We start from the raw sequence: 19,529 nt of genomic DNA on the forward strand, positions 1-19,529 counted from the left end.
TCCACGGCGCACCGACGCGCCTCAGGAGAGGAAGACCTCATGAGCGACCTGCACCACGACGCAGCGACGGGCGAGACACCGCCCGCCATCCGCCCCCGCGCCACCGAGGTGGAGCAGCACGGCATCGACACCATCCCGGCCGGGCACCGCCACTCACGCCCGCTCGACCTTTTCCGGATCCAGTTCGGCGGCGCCAACACCTTCGCCACGATCATCCTCGGCACCTTCCCGGTGCTGCTCGGGCTCTCGCTCTGGCAGGCCGTCGCGGCGACCGTCGTCGGCGTCGTCGTCGGGTCGCTGTTCCTCATGCCGATGGGCCTGTTCGGCCCGCTCACGGGGACGAACAACGCCGTGAGCTCCGGTGCCCACTTCGGCGTCCGCGGACGCGTCGTCGGGTCGTTCCTCTCGCTGCTGACCGCGATCGCGTTCTACTCCATCTCCGTGTGGGTCAGCGGTGACGCCGTCGTCGGCGCGCTCGTGCGCCTCACCGGGATCGGGGACTCCGACCTGCTGCGGGGCGTCGTCTACGCGGTCCTCGGCGGCATCGTCATCATCGTCGTCGTCTACGGCTACGCCTTCATGCTGCTCGTCAACAAGGTCGTCGTCTTCGGCAACACCGCGCTCATCCTGCTCGGGGCGCTGGCCTACACCGGCCAGGTGGACCTCGGCTACGACCCCGGGCCCCAGGCGTACGCCCTCGGCTCCTTCTGGCCGACGTTCGTGCTCTCCGCGCTCATCGTCATGGGCAACCCGATCTCGTTCGGTGCGTTCCTCGGCGACTGGTCCCGCTACATCCCCAGGCGCACGTCACCGGGCCGCCTCCTCGGTGCCACGTTCGCGGCCCAGCTCATGACGCTCGTGCCGTTCCTCTTCGGCGTCGTGACGGCCACGCTCGTGGCGGGCGACGCGGACTACGTCGTGGCGCTCATCAACCTCTCGCCCGCCTGGTACGCCGCGCTGCTCATCGTCGTGGCCTTCCTCGGTGGCCTCTCGACGGGCATCACCTCGCTCTACGGCACCGGTCTCGACTTCTCGTCGGTCTTCCCGCGCCTGTCGCGCGTGCAGGCCTCGCTCGTCATCGGCGCGCTCGCCTTCGTCTTCATCCTCGTCGGGCGCCTGGCGTTCGACCTCATCGCGAGCGTCAACGCCTTCATCGGGGCCATCGTCATCTGCACGACGCCCTGGATGGTCATCATGACGATCGGCTACGTCGTTCGACGCGGCTACTACAGCGAGACCGACCTGCAGGTGTTCAACCAGGGCCGGCTCGGTGGTGCCTACTGGTTCGACGCCGGCGTGAACTGGCGGGGCATGGCGGCCTGGATTCCCGCGGCGGTCCTCGGCCTGCTCTTCGCGAACTACCCGCCGCTCATCCAGGGGCCGTTCCGCGACGTCGCCGGCGGGATCGACCTCAGCCTCGTCGTCGCCATCGGCGTGGCGGCCGTCGCCTACGTCGTGCTCCTCCACGTCTTCCCCGAGCCGCGCTACGTGTTCGGGCCCGAGGGGCCGCGCGGCGTGCCCAGCTCGGACGTCCCGATGCCGCCGGTCGAGGACGACCACCGGGCGTCGGGGCACCGTGCCGAGAAGCGCACCACCGCGGTGCGGTCATGAGCGACGAAGGAGCACCGCGCGTGCGCACCCCTGCATCCGACCTGCCCCGGATCACCACCGGCGGACGCGTGGGGCAGGTCGACGCGACCGTCGTCCCACGGTTCGCCGGCCCCGCGACCTTCGCGCGGCTGCCCCGCATCGACGAGGTCTCCGACGTCGACGTCGCGGTCGTCGGGGTGCCGTTCGACTCGGGCGTCTCCTACCGCCCCGGAGCCCGGTTCGGCCCTGCCCACGTGCGTGAGTCCTCGCGCCTGCTCCGGCCCTACAACCCCGCAGCCGACGTCGAGCCGTTCGCGAGCCAGCAGGTCGTCGACGCCGGCGACATCCCCGTGAACTCGTTCGACATCGAGGACGCGATCGCCCAGGTCGAGGCCGGCGCGCGGGAGCTGCTCGAGCGTGCCGGTCGGCTCGTCACCATCGGGGGTGACCACACCATCGCCCTGCCGCTGCTGCGGGCGGTCGCCGCCAAGCACGGGCCGGTGGCCGTCGTCCACTTCGACGCGCACCTCGACACGTGGGACACCTACTTCGGCGCGGCGTACACCCACGGCACCCCGTTCCGGCGGGCCTCGGAGGAGGGGCTCGTCGACCGCAGCGGCTGCCTGCACGTCGGCACGAGGGGCCCGCTCTACTCGCGCCAGGACCTCGTCGACGACCGCGAGCTCGGCTTCCAGGTCGTGCCGAGCGTCGAGATGGACGACCTCGGGGTGCGGGGCGTCGTCGAGCGGATCAGGGACCGCGTCGGCGAGCGGCCGGTCTACCTCTCGGTCGACATCGACGTGCTCGACCCCGCGTTCGCGCCGGGCACCGGCACGCCGGAGGCGGGCGGTCTGACGAGCCGGGAGCTGCTCGCGGTGCTGCGCGGGTTCGCCGAGCTCGACCTCGTGGGGGCCGACCTCGTCGAGGTCGCACCGGTCTACGACCACGCCGAGGTGACCGGCATCGCGGCCTCGCACGTCGCCTACGAGATGCTGTCGGCGATGAGCCCCCGCACCACCCCGGCGCCGGAGGTCCGCCCGTGAGCGTGGCGGACGTGCTCGAGGCGGCGCGAGCGCTCGTGGCCGCCTTCGGGCGGCACGACACGGACGCGTACTTCGACGCCTTCGCCCCGGAGGCGACGTTCCTCTTCCACACCCACGGCACGCCCCTGCGTTCGCGGCTGGCGTACCGTGACCTGTGGACGTCCTGGGAGAGCGAGGGTTTCCACGTCCTCTCGTGTCGTTCGTCCGACCAGCACGTGCAGGGTCTCGGCGACGACACGGCGGTCTTCACCCACCGGGTCGAGACCGTCGTCCGCGCGGGAGGGGCCGAGGAGACGCTCGACGAGCGCGAGACGATCGTCTTCCGGCGCCTGCCCGACGGCCGCTGGGTCGCCGTGCACGAGCACCTCTCTCCCGCCCCGAACACCCCCTGACAGCAGAGGAGCCCAGATGAGCGAGTACGCAGTCGTCAACCCCGCCACCGGAGAGCGGGTCAAGGAGTACCCCACCTTCACCGACGAGCAGGTCGACGACGCCGTCGCCCGGGCCCACGCGACCTATCGCGACTGGTCCCGGGGCGCGAGCACCGCCGAGCGCGCCGCCCTGCTGGGTCGCGTCGCGCAGCTGCACACCGAGCGGCGCGAGGCGCTCGCCGACATCATCGTGCGGGAGATGGGCAAGCCGCTCGAGGACGCGCTGGGCGAGGTGGACTTCAGCGCCGCCATCTACGGCTACTACGCCGAGAACGCCGAGCGCTTCCTCGCCGACGAGCCGGTGGAGGTCCTCGAGGGCGAGGGCACCGCCGTCATCCAGCGGCGACCGGTCGGCGTCCTCCTCGGCATCATGCCGTGGAACTTCCCCTTCTACCAGGTGGCCCGCTTCGCCGGTCCCAACCTGGCTGCGGGCAACACGATCGTGCTCAAGCACGCCCCGCAGTGCCCGGAGTCGGCCGCGGCCCAGGAGCAGATCTTCCTCGACGCCGGCTTCCCCGCCGGGGCCTACGTCAACGTCTACGCGACGAACGAGCAGGTGGCGGACGTCATCGCCGACCCGCGCGTCCAGGGCGTCTCGCTCACCGGGTCGGAGCGGGCCGGTGCGGCCGTCGCCGAGATCGCCGGGCGGCACCTCAAGAAGGTCGTGCTCGAGCTCGGCGGCTCGGACCCGTTCATCGTCCTCAGCACCGACGACCTCGACGCCACGGTCGACGCCGCCGTCGCCGCCCGCCTCGACAACACCGGTCAGGCCTGCAACGCCGGCAAGCGCTTCATCGTCGACCACCGGCTGCACGACGACTTCGTCGCGCGCTTCACCGAGAAGATCCTCCAGACGCCCCCGGCGCCGCTGTCGTCCGTCGCCGCGGCCGAGCGGCTCGAGGGCCAGGTGGCCCAGGCCGTCGCCGACGGGGCCTCGCTCGCGACGAGCGGGGAGCGGAAGGGCGCGTGGTACCCGCCCGGCGTCCTCACCGGCGTGCGTCCGGAGCAGGAGACCTACCGCGAGGAGCTCTTCGGCCCGGTCGCGATGGTCTTCGAGGCCGCCGACGAGGCCGAGGCCGTGCGCATCGCCAACGACACCCCCTACGGTCTCGGCTCGTACGTCTTCACCACCGACCCCGACCAGGCGCGCCGGGTCGCGGACCAGATCGAGGCCGGCATGGTCTTCGTCAACGGCGTCGGCGCCGAGGGCGTCGAGCTGCCGTTCGGCGGGGTCAAGCGCTCCGGCTTCGGTCGCGAGCTCGGCCGCTTCGGCATCGAGGAGTTCGTCAACCGCAAGCTCGTGCGGACGGTGCGCTGAGCCTGCCTCAGCGGCGGCGGCCGGGCCGGGGGAGCCGGCCCGGCAGCCCGCGCCAGAAGCTGACGCCGGCCGCGGGCCAGAGGAACGAGCGCACCCGGGTCTGCCAGTCCCGGGTGCGCCCGACCTGGCGCCGGATCGAGCGGATGTCGTGGTGGAGGCGGATCGCCTCCTGCGGCGAGGTCCGCTCCGGCCGGTCGTAGCGGGCCTTCTCGAGGGTCGCCGTCACCCGGCGCATGGCCGAGGCGTTCTCCTCGTCGAGGTGGCCGTCGCCGACGTAGCGGTCGCGCAGCTGGCGCAGCGTGACCCCCTCGGGGGCCTGCAGTCCGAGGTCGCCCAGGTGCGAGGTGAGGTCGACCCACTCGGCCTCGATGAGGTCGCGCTGGCTCACGGCCGCCCGCCGTCGCCGCACCCGCAGCAGCCACGCGGTGATCGGCATGACGAAGATCGCGAGCAGGAGCACGAGCACGGTGAGAGCCGTGACGACGTGGCGCACCGTGAAGACCGACCCCACGGAGTCGAGGAGCGTCGGCTGCTGCGGCACGGCGACGGCCGTGGGGGTCGCCGAGGTCGACGCGCTCGCCGACGCCGTGCCACCCGTCTCGGAGTCGTCGACCGAGCGGCCACCACCGGTCGCCCCCGCGTCGGAGCCGAGCACGGCATACGGCGGCGGGGTGCCGGCGCGCACGCCGGGCGTCGGCTCGAAGCGCAGCCAGCCGTAGCCCTGGAAGTAGAGCTCGGGCCACGCGTGCGCGTCGCTCGCCCGCACGACGTAGCGCTCGCCGTCGAGGTCGCCCGGGAGGAAGCCGATGGCCATCCTCGCCGGGATGCCCTGCGCACGCGCCAGCATGATCATCGCGGTCGCGAACTGGACGCAGTAGCCGCGGCGGGTCTGGTAGAAGTTCTGGATCGGCTCGAGCAGGCGGCCCTCGGAGTCGCGGAGCGGCTCGCCGAGGTCGAGGGAGTACGTGTAGTCGCTGCCGCGCAGGTGGTCCTGGATCGCGATGGCCTTGTCGAGCGGGTTGTCCTCGCCCCGGGTCACCTCCTCGGACCAGCTGTCGATCAGCTCGCGCGAGCGGTCGGGGATGGAGAGGTCGTCGTCGGTGATGTCGGGGGAGTCGGGCGCGCCCGACTCGCGCAGCTCCGGGGGCGAGGGCGCCACGTCGGCGTACGTGATGCGGTAGTCGCTCACGGCCCGACCGACGCGCACGTCGCGGGTGACCGGGTCGATCGACCACGGCGTGCCCTCCATCGCCACCTTGACGACGGGGTAGGGCGCTGCGATGCGAGGGGCGGCGAGCGTGTTGTCCGACACGGTGATCTCGTACTCGCGCCGGCGCTCGGGCGGTGGCAGCGGGGCCGGGTCGCCGGACCCACTCCCCGAACCGGCGACGAGCCACTGCCCGCGGGAGTAGTAGGACGTGGCGAGCACCCGGAGCGGCGAGCGGGTGAACGCCGTCGTCGTGTAGCTGAGCACCGGCGTCTGGTCCTGATCGTTGAGGCTCCGGGAGAGGTCGAGGGTGTCGTTGAAGCCCACCGTGCCCTCCCCGCCGCCGCCGGTCGTGCGGCCGAGTCCCTCGGTGAGGTAGCGCGGCGGGAAGTGCGGGATCACCGTCGGCACGAGCACCGCGACGACGACGCCGACCGCGCCGAGCTTGAGCGCCCCGGCGGTGAACGAGCGCAGCGCGTCGCGGTCGTGCGCCGCCTCGTCGATCTCGCTGTCCTCGGACGCGCTGGCGGTGCCCCAGCGGCCGAACTGGGCCCGGGCCGTCGTGTGGAGCATGACGAGCCAGAACGCGACGGGCACGAGGAAGTAGCGCAGCTCGAGCGCGGCGTAGCCGTTCGCCGCCGTGATGAGGTAGGCGGTCAGCAGGGGCAGGCCGGCCGCCGCCGGGCTGCGCCACGTCGCGGCGGTCGCGTCGACGCAGATCGCGACCAGCCCGACCGCGACCGTGAGGCAGAAGGCGATGCCCTCGTTGAGCGGCGCCGGCGCCGAGTAGCGCTGCACCGTGTCGAGGGCCTGCAGCCCGAGGGAGTTCGCCGCTTCGAGCGTCGACGGCGTGGGCACGAGGAGCACGAACGAGTCGCCGGTGAAGCGCACCAGCACGACGTATGCCGTGACGAGCACCTGGACGAGCACGACGAGCAGGCGCGAGCGGGTGAGTCCGCGCGCCACGAGCCCGAGCCCGGCCACGAGGGCGATGACGAGCACGGCCTCGCCGAGCCACGACGCGTCGGAGAAGAGGCTCGTGATGGGGAAGACCGCGGCCAGCGTGGCGAGGGCGGCGAGCAGGGTGATCCGCCAACGGCGCCGGGTCATCGGCTGCCTCCCACGGTCGCGGCGGTCAGGACGGCCCAGGCCCGGGCGACCTCGTCGTCGCGGTGCACCGCGACGGCCCGCCAGCCGGAGAGGCGCAGGGCGTCGACGTGCGGCTCGACCTCCTCGGCGTCGCTCGTGCCGAAGCTGCGGGCGTCGAGCACGAGCGCGAGGCCGGTCGTGCCGGGCTGGCGCAGGCTGGCCACGCGCGAGGTGACGTCGCGGTGGTGCGGCCCGACGATCGTGACGAGGAAGCCGCCGGCGGCGGCGAGGGTCTGCCCGGCGCGGAGGATCTCGTCCTCGCCGGTGTCGTCGCGGGTGGCGGCGACGGCGAGCACGTCGAGGATCTCGTCGGGGGTCATCGTCTCGGCCGCCCGCGAGGTCTCGACCGTCTCGGCGCAGACGAGGTGGACGGCATACCCGGAGGAGCTGAGGTGCACGGCGATCGAGGCCGCGGCCGTGACGGCCCACTCGAAGGAGCTGCCGGCGCCGGAACCGCCGTGCGCCGACGGGCGCGGGTCGAGCAGCACGACGGCGCGCCGCTGCGCGGGTCGGTCCTCCTGGCGCACCATGAGGTCGCCGGTGCGGGCGGTGGCGGGCCAGTGGATGCGCCGGAGGTCGTCGCCGTCGCGGTACTCGCGGATCGTCACGTCGTCCTCGCCGTGCAGGGCGATGAGGTGGGCCTGCTCGCCCTCGGAGCCTACGCCCGCGCTGGGCTGGCGGTTCGACGAGAGCGGGTGCACGGCCGGGAGCACGACGAGGTCGGCGGTGCCCTCGAGCACCGCGTTGCGGTTCGCGAGGCCGAACGGGTCCTGCACCTGCACGCCGAGCGGCCCGAGGTGGTGGCGTCCGCGCAGGTGGGAGCGCACGGCATAGTCGATCGCGCGCACGCGCCCCGGGGGGATGCGCCCGACGACGAAGCGCGGCCGGTCGCCGAGCACGTAGTCGAGCCGCTCCTCGGCGAGGAAGATCGGGGTGGTCGACGTCGAGACGTTCTCGAAGGAGAGTGTCACGAACGCGTCCTGGCCCACGCTGATCCGTTCGGGGTGGGTGTGCCGCTCGATCCGCATCCGCGTCCGGCGCGTGCGCACCAGCACGGCACTGATGACCGGGAGCGCCACGAGCAGCACGCCGACCCGCGTGAGGTCGGGGAAGCCGAAGATGATCCCGGCGAGCACGAGGGTGGTGCCGGAGCCGACGAAGGCCCGGCCCCGGGTGGTGAGGACGCTGCGCAGCGCGCGCACGACGGCCGCGCCTCAGCGGGCGGCGGACGGCACCGGCACCTGGCGGAGCAGGTCGGTGACGACGTCGGCGGTGGTGCGGCGGGCGAGCTGGGTCTCGCTCGAGGGCATGAGGCGGTGCGCGAGCACCGGCCCCGCGAGGGTCTGCACGTCGTCGGGGATCACGTGGTCGCGGCCCTCGAGGGCGGCGTGTGCGCGCGAGGCCCGCAGCAGGTGCAGGGCGGCACGGGGCGAGGCGCCGAGCCGCAGCGCGCTCGTCGAGCGGGTGCGCGTGACGAGGTCGACGATGTACTGCCGCACGGCCGGGCTCGTGTGCACCCGGGTGACGGCCTGCACGACGCGGTTGATGGTGTCGGCGTCCGTGACGGCGCCGAGGCCCTCGAGCGGTGAGACGCCGCCGTGCGTCGCGAGCAGGTCGAGCTCGGCCGCGGGGGAGGGGTAGCCCATCGAGATGCGCGCCATGAAGCGGTCGCGCTGGGCCTCGGGCAGCGGGTAGGTGCCCTCCATCTCGATGGGGTTCTGCGTGGCCATGACGATGAACGGCGCCTGGAGCGGGTAGGTCGTGCCGTCGACGGTGACCTGGTGCTCCTCCATCGACTCGAGCAGGGCCGACTGGGTCTTGGGCGAGGCGCGGTTGATCTCGTCGCCGACGACGACGTTGGCGAAGATCGCGCCGGGGCGGAACTCGAAGCGACGCGCGTCCTGGTTGAAGATGCTGACCCCCGTCACGTCGCTCGGCAGCAGGTCGGGAGTGAACTGGATGCGGCGCACGGTGGCGTCGATCGAGCGCGCGAGCGTCTTGGCGAGCATCGTCTTGCCGACGCCGGGGACGTCCTCGATGAGCAGGTGCCCACCGGCGAACAGGACGGTCACGGTCGTGCGCACGACGTCGGGCTTGCCCTCGATGACGCTCGTCATCGCCCCGACGAGGCGGTCGGCCACGCCGTGGATGAGGTCGAGGTCGTCCGTGCCCGGTGCCGTCGTGGGCTCGAGCCCGGTGTCCGTCGTCGTCACACTGTCCTCCGCTGGTCGTCCCCATGTCGTCGCGCAGCCCTCAGGTGGGCGGGTCGCGCGACCCGTCAGGTGATCTTCTCCCAAGAACCGCCATGCCGGTAGGCCCCTCACGGTCGTGACCGGATGGAGACCTCGACGTGGCTGCTGATCGGATCGCACCACTTTCCCCCGCCGCAACGTCCGGGGAGCCCGATCGGTTCGCCCTGCGGTGCACGAACCGTCGGCTGCGTGCGTGGGCCCTCCCCGCCGACGGATGCCGGGTGCCTCGTCCCCGGGCCAGGGTGCGTCAGGCGCCCCACCCTGCTCCACCCGTCCTGACCTGCGAAAACGATGAAAAAGTTCCGACAAAACGGGCGAAACATCGTTGACCGTGGAGGAAAGTGGAGTACGGTGGTGCAACAAGGTAGGGAATGGCTGCACCCACGGGTCGACAAAGGGGAGGTGGCGAGCCATGTTTCTCGGCACGCACACGCCTCGGCTCGACGAGAAGGGCCGCCTCTTCCTGCCCGCCAAGTACCGCGAGCGCATGGCGGGCGGCCTCGTCGTCACGCGCGGCCAGGAGCGCAGCCTGTTCATCTACCCGATGGACGAGTTCGTCAAGGTCGCCGAGTCGATGCGCCAGGCACCGACGACGAGCCGGGCGGCGCGCGACTACATGCGTGTCTTCCTCTCCGGCGCCTCCGACGAGATCCCCGACAAGCAGGGCCGCTTCACCATCCCGGCGAACCTGCGCCAGTACGCCGGCCTCGACCGCGAGGTGACCGTCATCGGTGCCGGCTCGCGCCTCGAGGTCTGGGACAGCGCGGTCTGGAACGCCTACCTCGAGCAGACCGAGCAGAGCTTCGCCGACACGGCCGAGGAGGTCATCCCCGGCCTCTTCTGACCCACCTGGGCGCCGGCCTCCAGCCGCTCCGCTCCCGGAACGACTTCCCCCGTGCCGGGGGACGTGGCGGATGGGGACCAGCCCCCAGGTGGACCAGCAGCACGACCCGAACCACCGAGCACCAGCAGCACCCAGCAGCACGACCACCAGCAGCAGCACGAGCGCGAAGGACGCACCATGACCGACCGGGGACCGGCGCAGGGGAGACACGTCCCCGTCATGCGCGACCGGATCCTCGAGCTGCTGACGCCGGCGCTGGAGAAGCCCGGTGCGGTGCACGTCGACGCGACGCTCGGCATGGGCGGGCACGCCGAGGGCGTGCTCGACCGCTTCCCGGAGTGCACGGTCGTCGGCATCGACCGCGACCGGGAGGCCCTCGCGCTCGCCGGCGAGCGGCTCGCACGGTTCGGTGACCGGTTCCGCCCCGTGCACGCGGTCTACGACGAGATCCGTGACGTCGTGGCGGAGCAGGGCCGCACCGCCGTCGACGGCATCCTCTTCGACCTCGGGGTCAGCTCGCTGCAGCTCGACGAGGCCGACCGCGGCTTCGCCTACCGCGTCGACGCGCCCCTCGACATGCGGATGGACCAGTCCACCGGGCAGACCGCGGCCGACGTGCTCAACACGTATGCCGCCGCCGACCTCACGCGCATCCTGCGGGAGTACGGCGAGGAGCGGTTCGCCCGCAAGATCGCGGCGGCCGTCGTGCGCGAGCGGGAGGTGGAGCCGTTCACCGACTCCGCCCGCTTCGTCGAGCTGCTGCGCCGGGTGATCCCGATGGCCTCGCAGCGCTCGGGCGGCCACCCGGCCAAGCGCACCTTCCAGGCGCTGCGCATCGAGGTCAACGACGAGCTCGCCGTGTGGCAGCGGGCCATCACCGAGGCGATCGACGTCATCGCCGTGGGTGGCCGCCTCGCCGTGCTCTCCTACCACTCGCTGGAGGACCGCGCCGCCAAGCGCGCGTTCGCCGAGGGCGCGACCTCGAGCACCCCGCCCGGGCTGCCCGTCGAGCTGCCCGAGCACGCGGCATACCTGCGCCTCGTCACGCGCGGGGCCGAGGTGCCCCCCGACGACGAGGTGACCACCAACCCACGGGCGGCCTCGGCCCGGCTCCGCGTCGCCGAACGCGTGCGCGACACGACCCCACACCCCGCCAGCAGGACCACGAAGGGACCCACCCGATGAGCCAGATGACTGCCACGGCACGGCCGCTGCGCGCCCCTCGCCGGGTCACGGCGCCGACGCCGCTGCGGGCCATCCCGACGAGCATCGCGCAGAGCGGCAACGGCGTGTTCGCCGCGACGTGCATCGCGCTGCTGACGGCCGGCCTCATCGCCCTCCTCCTGCTCAACACGGCGCTCGCCCAGGGCTCGCTCGCGGTGGGTGACCTCCAGCGCGAGTCGGTGCGCCTCAGCGACACCGCCGGCAACCTGCAGGAGCAGATCGACCGTGCCTCTGCGACCGGCGCGCTCGCCCGCAGCGCCACCGACCTCGGCATGGTGCGGATGAACGCGCGCGGCTACATCGACCTGTCGAAGGGCACCGTCACCGGTGACCCCGAGCCGGCCACGAAGGACAACGCGTTCCCGATCGTCACGAGCCCGGTGCCGCCGGCGGTCGCGGACGAGGCGAAGAAGGTGCTCTCCTCGGCCACGAAGGCCGCCGGGCAGGCCGCCACGCCGAAGGCGCCGGGTGCCACGGCGGGGGACGCCGCAGCACCCACACTGGGCACGACGGGCGACGGCACGTCCCAGCAGACGACGAGGTGATTTCGTGACGCAGAACCGAGGCGCCGATCCAGGGCGGTCCGGTCGCGGCGCTGCGCCCACGAGAAGCCCCCGCCGCACGCCCGGCGGCGCTCCCGCGGCCGGCGGCGTCCCCACACCGGGCACGCCGAAGGCCGGTGCGCCCCGGGCGGGCGCCCCCAGGGCCGGCACGCCCAAGGCCGGCACGCCCAGGGCCGGCGGCACGGCGGCCGGCACGCCCAGGGCCGGCGGCACGGCGGCCCGTCCTTCCGGCGCGCCCCGTTCGTTTGGCGCGCCCCGCACCGGCACGCCCCGCACGGGCACGCCCCGCACCGGAGGTCGCGGACCGGCCCCGGCTCGCGGCACGGCCGCGCGCACGGCCGCGCGCCCGTCCGTGCGCTCGTCGGCGCGCCCGTCACGCCTCGCCCGGGCCACCGGCCCCGGCGACCCCCGTGGTCCGTTCGGGCCCCGCGGCCCGCAGGGCCCGGGCCGGCCGCTGCGCCTCTCGCGCGCCAACCCGCGCCGCCGCGCGCGGGTCATCTTCGTCGCGATCCTCTTCGTCTTCACGATCTTCGCCGGCCAGCTGCTGCGCATCCAGGCGTTCGACGCCTCCGCCACGCAGGAGGCCGCCCTCAGCAAGCGCACGGTGCGCACGCAGACGCCGGCCATGCGCGGCCAGATCCTCGACATGAACGGGCAGGTGCTCGCCGACTCGGTGGAGCGCTTCACCATCGCCGCCGACCCGAAGATCATCCCGGAGTACACGGCCAAGGTCGACGGCGTGCGCCGCAAGGTGGGCGTGACGCGGGCGGCCGCCGACCTCGCGCCGCTGCTCGGCATGAGCAGCTCGGCCCTCACCAAGCTCTTCACGCGCTCCGGCACGCGCTACGTCGTGATCAAGAAGGAGGTCAACCCGGCCGTCTACCGCGAGATCCGGGCCCTCGGCGTGCCCGGCATCACGGGGGAGCGCACCGCGCGGCGGATCTACCCGACCTCGATGGCCCTCGGCCAGCTCGTCGGCTTCGTGCGCCCCGACGACCAGACCGGCGCGGGCGGCATCGAGCAGATGCTCGACAAGACGCTCGCCGGCACGCCCGGCGTCAGCGTCGCGCAGCGCGCCCGTGACGGCTACGTCATCCCGGGCTCCCAGCGCGAGGACAAGCCCGTCGTCAACGGCCGCGACGTCAAGCTGACCATCGACGCCGACCTGCAGTGGTACGCCCAGAACGCCCTCGCCAAGCAGGTCACCGCCGTCGGCGCCGAGTCGGGCACCGCCGTCGTCCTCGAGGTCGCCACCGGCAAGGTGCGCGCGGCCGCGAGCTACCCGACCTTCGACCCCAACGACCTCGCCGACGCGAAGTCCTCCGCCCTCGGCAACTACGCCTTCAACGACGCCTTCGAGCCCGGGTCGACGGGCAAGCTCATGACGATGGCGGCCGCGCTCGAGCAGGGCGTCATCACGCCCGACACGGGGGTCATCGTGCCGTCGCGGCTGCCGCGGGCCGGCACGTCGTTCAAGGACAACGAGCCGCACGGCGTCGAGAACATGACGGCGACCGGTGTGCTCGCCAAGTCCTCGAACATGGGCACCATGCTCATCGGCGAGCGCGTGTCGCCGGCGATCATGGAGGCGTACTACCGCAAGTTCGGCATCGGCACGAAGACGCCCGTCGGCTTCCCCGGTGAGTCCGCAGGCCTGCTCGCGGGCGCCAAGGACTGGGTGTCGACGCGCCGCTACACGATCCTCTTCGGCCAGGGGTATGCCGTCACCGCCATCCAGCAGGCCGGCGTCTTCCAGACGGTCGCCAACAAGGGCGTGCGGGTGCCGCCCTCGCTCATCGAGGGCACCGTCAACGAGAGCGGCACGCTCATCCCGACCGCCCCGACGACGCCGAGCCGCGTCATCAAGACCGACACGGCCGTCAAGCTCTCGCGGATGCTCGAGGAGGTGACGGGCGAGAACGGCACGGCCAGCGCCGCCCGCATCAACGGCTACCGCGTGGCCGGCAAGACCGGCACCGCCGACCGTTACGACGAGAAGCTCGGCCGCTACAACGGCTTCACCGCCTCGTTTATCGGCTTCGCGCCGGCCGAGGCGCCGAAGTACGTCGTCGCCGTCTTCATCCAGAAGCCGAGCGCCGGCATGTTCGGTGGCGCGCTCGCCGGCCCCGTGTTCAACCAGGTCATGACCTACCTGCTCGAGCGCACGGGTGCGCCGCCCAGCACGAAGTCGACCCTGGACTACCACGTCTGGGCCGAGAAGCCCCTGTCGTCCGACGACCCCGCGGTGATCAGCAATGCGCGGGCGAAGCGGGATGGCCTGTAAGTTGGGATGACGTGTCACCTTCCCCCATTCGTCCCGCTCCGTCGGGCGTGCTCCTTCGCGACCTGACGACCCGGATCGGGGCCGGGACGCCCGTCGACGGCCCCGACGTCGTCGTCACCGGCGTGACGCTCGACAGCCGCGCCGTGCTCCCCGGCGACCTGTATGCGGCCCTGCCCGGCTTCAACGCCCATGGCGCCCGCTTCGCCGACCAGGCGGTGGCCGCCGGGGCCGCGGCCGTCCTGACGGATGCCGACGGGCGGGCCCTGCTGGCCGGCGCCGAGACGTCCGAGCCCTTCGAGGTGCCCGTCGTCGTCGTGGACGACCCCCGCGCCGTGCTCGGGACCGTCGCGGCGGAGGTCTACGGGCACCCCTCGGAGCACCTGACCACGGTCGGGATCACCGGCACGAACGGCAAGACGACGACCGCCTACCTCGTCGAGTCGGCCCTGCGCGCCCACGGCCGGCGCACCGGCCTCATCGGCACGGTCGAGACGCGCATCGGCGACGACACCGTCGAGTCCGAGCGCACGACGCCCGAGGCGACCGACCTGCACGCCCTGCTCGCCGTGATGCGCGAGCGCGGCGTCGACGCCTGCGTCATGGAGGTCTCGAGCCACGCGCTCGAGCTGCACCGCGTCGACGGCGTGGTCTACGACGTCGCGCTCTTCACCAACCTCAGCCAGGACCACCTCGACTTCCACGACTCGATGGACGACTACTTCGCGGCCAAGGCCTCGCTCTTCACCCCGGAGCGCTCGCGCGCGGCGGTCGTGTGCGTCGACGACGACTGGGGCCGGCGTCTCGCCGCCGAGGCCACCGTGCCGACGACGACGCTGGCCACGGGCCCCGCGGGAGGCACCGCGGCACCGGCCGCCGACTGGGTCGTCGAGGCCGCGGGGCCCTCCGGGCACGCCGGGCACTCCGAGGCCGGCGCCTTCACGCTGCGCGAGCCCGCCACCGGCGCCGCCCTGGCGCTCGTCTCGCACCTGCCCGGTCACTTCAACGTCGCCAACACGGCCCTCGCGGCCCTCGCCCTGCTGCGCCTCGGACTCGGCCCGCACGAGGTGGAGGCCGCCATGGCCGTGCCGCCGGCCGTGCCGGGCCGCATGGAGGTGGTGGCCCCGGGCGGCCCCGACGGACCGCGCTGCGTCGTCGACTTCGCGCACACCCCGGACGCCGTCGACGCGGCCCTCGCGGCGCTGCGCCCCTCGACGGCGGGCCGGCTCATCGCCGTGCTCGGCGCGGGCGGCGACCGCGACCGCGGCAAGCGGCCCGGCATGGGTGCGGCCGCCGCGCGGCGGGCCGACGTCGTCGTCGTGACGGACGACAACCCGCGCTCCGAGGAGCCGGCCGCCATCCGCGCGGCCGTCGTCGCGGGGGCCCGGGAGGCCGTCGCGGCCGGGTCGGCCGCCGCCACCGAGATCATCGACGGGGGCGCCCGACCGAGCGCCATCGCCGAAGCCATCGCCCTCGCCGTGCTCGGCGCGGGCGCTGGGAGCCCGGTCGACACCGTCGTGGTGCTCGGCAAGGGACACGAGAAGGGTCAGGAGATCCACGGAGTGAAGCATCCGTTCGACGACCGCGACGCCGTGCGCGCCGCCCTCGCAGCCGTCACCGGGGCCGGGGTGGCACCGTGATCGCCCTGACGCTGGCCCGGGTGGCCGAGCTGACCGGTGGGGAGGTGCACGGCGCCGACGCGCCCGAGGCGGTGGTCGTCGACGGCGTCGTCAGCACCGACTCGCGCGAGTGCGGGCCGGGCAGCCTCTACGTCGCCCGCGTCGGCGAGAGCGCCGACGGCCACGACTTCGCCGCCGCCGCGGCGGCCGCCGGTGCGGTGGCCGCGCTCACGTCGCGGGTCGTCGACGACCTGCCGTGCGTCGTCGTCGACGACGTGCAGACCGCCTTCGGCCGGGTCGCCCGGGGCGTCGTCGACGAGGCGCCCGAGCTGCGCGTCGTCGGCATCACGGGCTCGTCGGGCAAGACGAGCGTCAAGGACCTCCTCGCCTCGGTGCTCTCCTCCGTGGCCGAGACGGTCGCCCCGGTCAACTCCCTCAACGGCGAGATCGGCGTGCCGCTCACCGTCTGCCGGGTCACGCCCACGACGCGCTTCCTCGTCGCGGAGATGGGGGCCCGCGGGATCGGCCACATCGACTACCTGACGCACATCGCCCCGCCCCAGGTCGCGATCGTGCTCAACGTCGGCACCGCGCACGTCGGCGAGTTCGGCTCGCGCGAGAACATCGCCCTCGCCAAGTCGGAGCTGCCGCGGGCCGTGCCGGCCGGGGGCCTGTCGATCCTCAACGCCGACGACCCCGTCGTCGCCGCGATGGCCGACGGCCTCGTCTCACGCGTGCAGCTCGTGGGCCTCGCGCCGGAGGCGGACGTGCGCGCCGAGGACGTGCGCCTCGACGCTCGCGGCCGGCCGGCATACACCCTCGTCTGCCCTCAGGGCACGGCGCGGATCTCCCTGCGGCAGAGCGGGGCCCACCACGTCGGCAACTCGCTCGCCGTCGCGGCGGCCGCGCTGGAGCTCGGGCTATCGCTCGACCAGGTCGTCGCCGGGCTCGAGGCCGCCGAGGCCGTGAGCCGCTGGCGCATGGAGATCACCGACCGCCCCGACGGCGTGGTCGTCGTCAACGACGCGTACAACGCCAACCCCGACTCGATGCGGGCCGCGCTCGACGCGGTGGCCGCGATGGAGGTCGCGGGGGAGCGGTGGGCCGTCCTCGGCGGCATGCTCGAGCTCGGGGCCGACAGCGACGCGGAGCACGCGGGCGTGGGGGCGTATGCCGTCCGCCTGGGCTTCGACCACGTCGTGGCCGTCGGCGACGGCGCCCGCCCGCTCGCCGAGGCCGCCGCGGGCGCCGAGTGGGTGCCCGACACCGACGCGGCGCACGAGCTGCTCTCGGCACGCCTGCACCCCGGTGACGTCGTGCTGCTCAAGTCGAGCCGCGACAGCGGGCTGCGCTGGCTCGGCGACCGGCTCGCCGGTGCGTCGGGCGCGCCCGATCCGGTCGGTGCCGACGGAGCGGTGGTGGCGCGATGAAGGGCGTCCTGCTCGCGGCCTCGATCTCGCTGCTCATCTCGCTCTTCGGCACGCCGCTGTTCATCAAGTTCCTCGTCAAGCGCGGCTACGGCCAGTTCATCCGCGACGACGGCCCCACCTCGCACCACACGAAGCGCGGGACGCCGACGATGGGTGGCGCGGTCATCATCGCGGCGATGCTCGGGGCCTACTTCTTCGCCCACCTCTTCACGCTCAACCCACCGACCGCGAGCGGGCTGCTCGTGCTGTTCCTGGCGGCCGGCCTCGGCTTCGTCGGCTTCCTCGACGACTTCATCAAGATCAGCAAGCAGCGCAGCCTCGGGCTGCGCTCGAAGCAGAAGCTGCTCGGCCAGGCGCTCGTCGGCATCATCTTCGCCGGGCTCGCGCTGCAGTTCCCGAACGAGCAGTACCGCACGCCGGCCTCGCTGCTCGTCTCGTTCGTGCGCGACACCAACATCAGCCTGGCGCTCGGCGGCAGCACCGTCGTAGGCGTCATCCTCTTCGTCATCTTCGCCAACGTCATGATCGCCGGCGCCTCCAACGGGGTGAACCTCACCGACGGCCTCGACGGTTTGGCGACCGGTGTCTCGACGATGGTCTTCGGCGCCTACGTGCTCATCAGCATCTGGACGTACAACCAGAACTGCCAGACCAACCCGGGCATCAAGTGCTACGAGGTGCGCGACTCGCACGACCTCGCGCTCGTCGCGGCCGCCGGCATGGGGGCGTGCTTCGGCTTCCTCTGGTGGAACGCGACGCCCGCCAAGATCTTCATGGGCGACACCGGCTCGCTCGCCCTCGGCGGCGCCCTCGCCGGCCTCGCGATCACGACCCACACCGAGCTGCTGCTCGTCATCCTCGGTGGCATGTTCGTCCTCGAGACGCTGTCGGTCGTCGCGCAGGTCGCCTCGTTCAAGACCACCGGTAAACGGGTGCTGAGGATGGCACCGCTCCACCACCACTTCGAGATGGTGGGGTGGAACGAGGTGACGGTCGTGGTCCGCTTCTGGATCATCGCCGGGCTCTTCGTCGCCTTCGGGCTCGGCGTCTTCTACGCCGAGTGGGTGGTGGGCTCGCAATGACCTGGGACCCCGCCTACGAGCCCCGCGAGGGGCTGACCCACCGCGACGCCGACTGGTCGGGCCTGTCGGTGCTCGTCGTCGGCCTCGGCGTCTCCGGCTTCGCCGCCGCCGACGCGCTCTCCGAGCGCGGCGCCCGCGTCGTCGCCGTGTCGCGTGACGCCACCCCGGCCATCACCGAGCGGGCCACGATCCTCGACATCCTCGGCGTCGACGTGCGGCTCGGGCCCGAGCACCTCGTCGAGCCGCCCGCCGGCACCCAGCTCGTCGTGACCTCGCCCGGCGTGCCGCCGCACGACCCGCTCATGCTCGCGGCGGCCACGGCCGGCATCCCGGTCTGGGGCGAGGTCGAGCTCGCGTGGCGCATGCGCGCCCGTGAGGGTGCGGCGCCGTGGCTCACGGTCACCGGCACGAACGGCAAGACGACGACGGTGCAGATGCTCGCCTCGATCCTGCAGCACGCCGGCCTGCGGGCCACCGCCGCCGGCAACATCGGCACCCCGCTGCTCGAGGCCGTGCTGCACCCCGAGCCCTACGACGTGCTCGCCGTCGAGCTCTCGAGCTTCCAGCTGCACTGGCAGCGCTCGATCTCGGCCGTGGCGTCGGCGGTGCTCAACGTCGCGCCCGACCACATCGACTGGCACGGCAGCTACGCGGAGTACCTGCGCGCCAAGGGCAAGATCTACGAGAACACCCACCTCGCGTGCGTCTACAACGTCGGCGACCTCCAGACCGAGCAGCTCGTCATGGAGGCCGACGTCGTCGAGGGGTGCCGCGCGGTCGGCTTCACGACCGGCATCCCGGCTCCCTCGATGCTCGGGGTCGTCGAGGACGTGCTCTGCGACCGCGCCTTCATCGAGCAGCGCCAGCGGTCGGCGGCCGAGCTGTGCACCATCGCCGACCTGCGGGGCGACGCGCCCTCGGTGGCCCCGCACTACGTCGCCAACGCCCTCGCCGCCGCCGCCCTGGCGCGCGCCTACGGCGTCGGCCCGATCGCCGTCCGCGACGGGCTGCGCGCCTTCCGCCCCGACCGGCACCGGGTGGCCGAGATCGCGACGGTGCGCGGCGTCCGGTTCGTCAACGACTCCAAGGCGACGAACCCGCACGCGGCCGCGGCCGCCATCCGCTCGTTCGACTCGGTCGTGTGGATCGCGGGCGGCCTGCTCAAGGGCGCCGACGTCGACGGCCTCGTCGAGGAGATGGCCTCGCGCCTGCGGGGCGTCGTGCTCCTCGGCGCCGACCGCGACCAGATCGCGCAGGCCCTTTCCCGACACGCCCCGGATGTCCCGGTCGTCGACCTCTCCGAGACCGACACTGGGGTCATGGACCGCGTCGTCCGGGAGGCGGCAGGCCTCGCCCAGCCGGGCGACGTCGTGCTCCTCGCGCCGGCCGCCGCGTCGATGGACATGTTCGAGGGCTACGGGGCCCGGGGCGACGCCTTCGAGGAGGCGGTCCGGCGGCACCAGGAGGCACACGGAGGGTTGGAGTGAGGGCTGGAG

Annotated in this window: 15 protein-coding genes; 12 read left to right on the plus strand and 3 right to left on the minus strand. The window is 73.1% G+C overall.

The annotated features are described in order from the left end of the window. Nucleotides 1-39: 39 nt before the first annotated feature. The 4 genes from ABD979_RS16280 to ABD979_RS16295 are packed head-to-tail and all read left to right on the plus strand — an operon-like array spanning nt 40 to nt 4,382. Nucleotides 40-1,611: a purine-cytosine permease family protein gene (locus ABD979_RS16280; protein WP_345508550.1), complete on the plus strand. Its 1,572-nt coding sequence runs from the start codon at nt 40-42 to the stop codon at nt 1,609-1,611. Between the two features lie 20 nt (nt 1,612-1,631). Next, on the plus strand, nt 1,632-2,633 hold the full coding sequence (gene speB, locus ABD979_RS16285; RefSeq protein WP_345508551.1) for an agmatinase: 1,002 nt from the start codon (nt 1,632-1,634) through the stop codon (nt 2,631-2,633). Beyond that, complete coding sequence (locus ABD979_RS16290) at nt 2,630-3,025, plus strand: YybH family protein (protein WP_345508552.1); 396 nt, start codon at nt 2,630-2,632, stop codon at nt 3,023-3,025. Before speB ends, ABD979_RS16290 begins: the two co-directional genes overlap by 4 nt. 16 nt (nt 3,026-3,041) lie before the next feature. After that, a complete protein-coding gene (locus tag ABD979_RS16295) occupies nt 3,042-4,382 on the plus strand; it encodes an NAD-dependent succinate-semialdehyde dehydrogenase (protein ID WP_345508553.1) in 1,341 nt (446 codons plus the stop codon). A 7-nt stretch (nt 4,383-4,389) separates the two neighbouring features. On the opposite strand, the gene ABD979_RS16300 is transcribed toward ABD979_RS16295, so the two are convergent. Genes ABD979_RS16300 through ABD979_RS16310 form a run of 3 tightly spaced genes read right to left on the minus strand, consistent with a single transcriptional unit; the run spans nt 4,390 to nt 8,951 of the window. Further along, nucleotides 4,390-6,699, minus strand: a complete 2,310-nt coding sequence (locus ABD979_RS16300) for a transglutaminase TgpA family protein (RefSeq protein ID WP_345508554.1) — start codon at nt 6,697-6,699, stop codon at nt 4,390-4,392. After that, a complete protein-coding gene (locus ABD979_RS16305) occupies nt 6,696-7,940 on the minus strand; it encodes a DUF58 domain-containing protein (RefSeq protein ID WP_345508555.1) in 1,245 nt (414 codons plus the stop codon). Before ABD979_RS16305 ends, ABD979_RS16300 begins: the two co-directional genes overlap by 4 nt. 12 nt (nt 7,941-7,952) lie before the next feature. Beyond that, nucleotides 7,953-8,951, minus strand: a complete 999-nt coding sequence (locus ABD979_RS16310; protein WP_345508556.1) for an AAA family ATPase — start codon at nt 8,949-8,951, stop codon at nt 7,953-7,955. A gap of 451 nt (nt 8,952-9,402) precedes the next feature. On the opposite strand from ABD979_RS16310, the gene mraZ reads away from it, so the two are divergent. The 8 genes from mraZ to murD all read left to right on the plus strand — a co-directional run bounded on the left by mraZ (nt 9,403) and on the right by murD (nt 19,520). Continuing rightward, nucleotides 9,403-9,834, plus strand: coding sequence for a division/cell wall cluster transcriptional repressor MraZ (mraZ, locus tag ABD979_RS16315; protein ID WP_345508557.1), 432 nt, complete (start codon nt 9,403-9,405; stop codon nt 9,832-9,834). A 177-nt stretch (nt 9,835-10,011) separates the two neighbouring features. Next, on the plus strand, nt 10,012-11,019 hold the full coding sequence (gene rsmH / locus ABD979_RS16320) for a 16S rRNA (cytosine(1402)-N(4))-methyltransferase RsmH (protein WP_345508558.1): 1,008 nt from the start codon (nt 10,012-10,014) through the stop codon (nt 11,017-11,019). Then, a complete protein-coding gene (gene ftsL, locus ABD979_RS16325) occupies nt 11,016-11,603 on the plus strand; it encodes a cell division protein FtsL (protein WP_345508559.1) in 588 nt (195 codons plus the stop codon). Before rsmH ends, ftsL begins: the two co-directional genes overlap by 4 nt. Nucleotides 11,604-11,607: 4 nt before the next feature. Beyond that, nucleotides 11,608-13,905, plus strand: coding sequence for a peptidoglycan D,D-transpeptidase FtsI family protein (locus ABD979_RS16330; protein ID WP_345508560.1), 2,298 nt, complete (start codon nt 11,608-11,610; stop codon nt 13,903-13,905). A 47-nt stretch (nt 13,906-13,952) separates the two neighbouring features. Next, nucleotides 13,953-15,542: a UDP-N-acetylmuramoyl-L-alanyl-D-glutamate--2,6-diaminopimelate ligase gene (locus ABD979_RS16335; RefSeq protein ID WP_345508561.1), complete on the plus strand. Its 1,590-nt coding sequence runs from the start codon at nt 13,953-13,955 to the stop codon at nt 15,540-15,542. Beyond that, nucleotides 15,539-16,951, plus strand: a complete 1,413-nt coding sequence (locus ABD979_RS16340) for a UDP-N-acetylmuramoyl-tripeptide--D-alanyl-D-alanine ligase (RefSeq protein WP_345508562.1) — start codon at nt 15,539-15,541, stop codon at nt 16,949-16,951. The genes ABD979_RS16335 and ABD979_RS16340 overlap by 4 nt, the downstream gene beginning before the upstream one ends. Continuing rightward, the gene (gene mraY / locus ABD979_RS16345) at nt 16,948-18,033 is read left to right on the plus strand and encodes a phospho-N-acetylmuramoyl-pentapeptide-transferase (RefSeq protein ID WP_345508563.1); all 1,086 of its coding nucleotides are present in this window, start codon (nt 16,948-16,950) and stop codon (nt 18,031-18,033) included. The genes ABD979_RS16340 and mraY overlap by 4 nt, the downstream gene beginning before the upstream one ends. After that, entirely contained in the window at nt 18,030-19,520 is a 1,491-nt protein-coding gene (gene murD / locus ABD979_RS16350; protein ID WP_345508564.1) for a UDP-N-acetylmuramoyl-L-alanine--D-glutamate ligase, read from the plus strand. Before mraY ends, murD begins: the two co-directional genes overlap by 4 nt. The last annotated feature ends 9 nt before the right edge of the window (nt 19,521-19,529 follow it).

The sequence above is a fragment of the Terrabacter aeriphilus genome (genome assembly GCF_039542985.1).
GTDB classification, from domain to species: domain Bacteria; phylum Actinomycetota; class Actinomycetes; order Actinomycetales; family Dermatophilaceae; genus Terrabacter; species Terrabacter aeriphilus.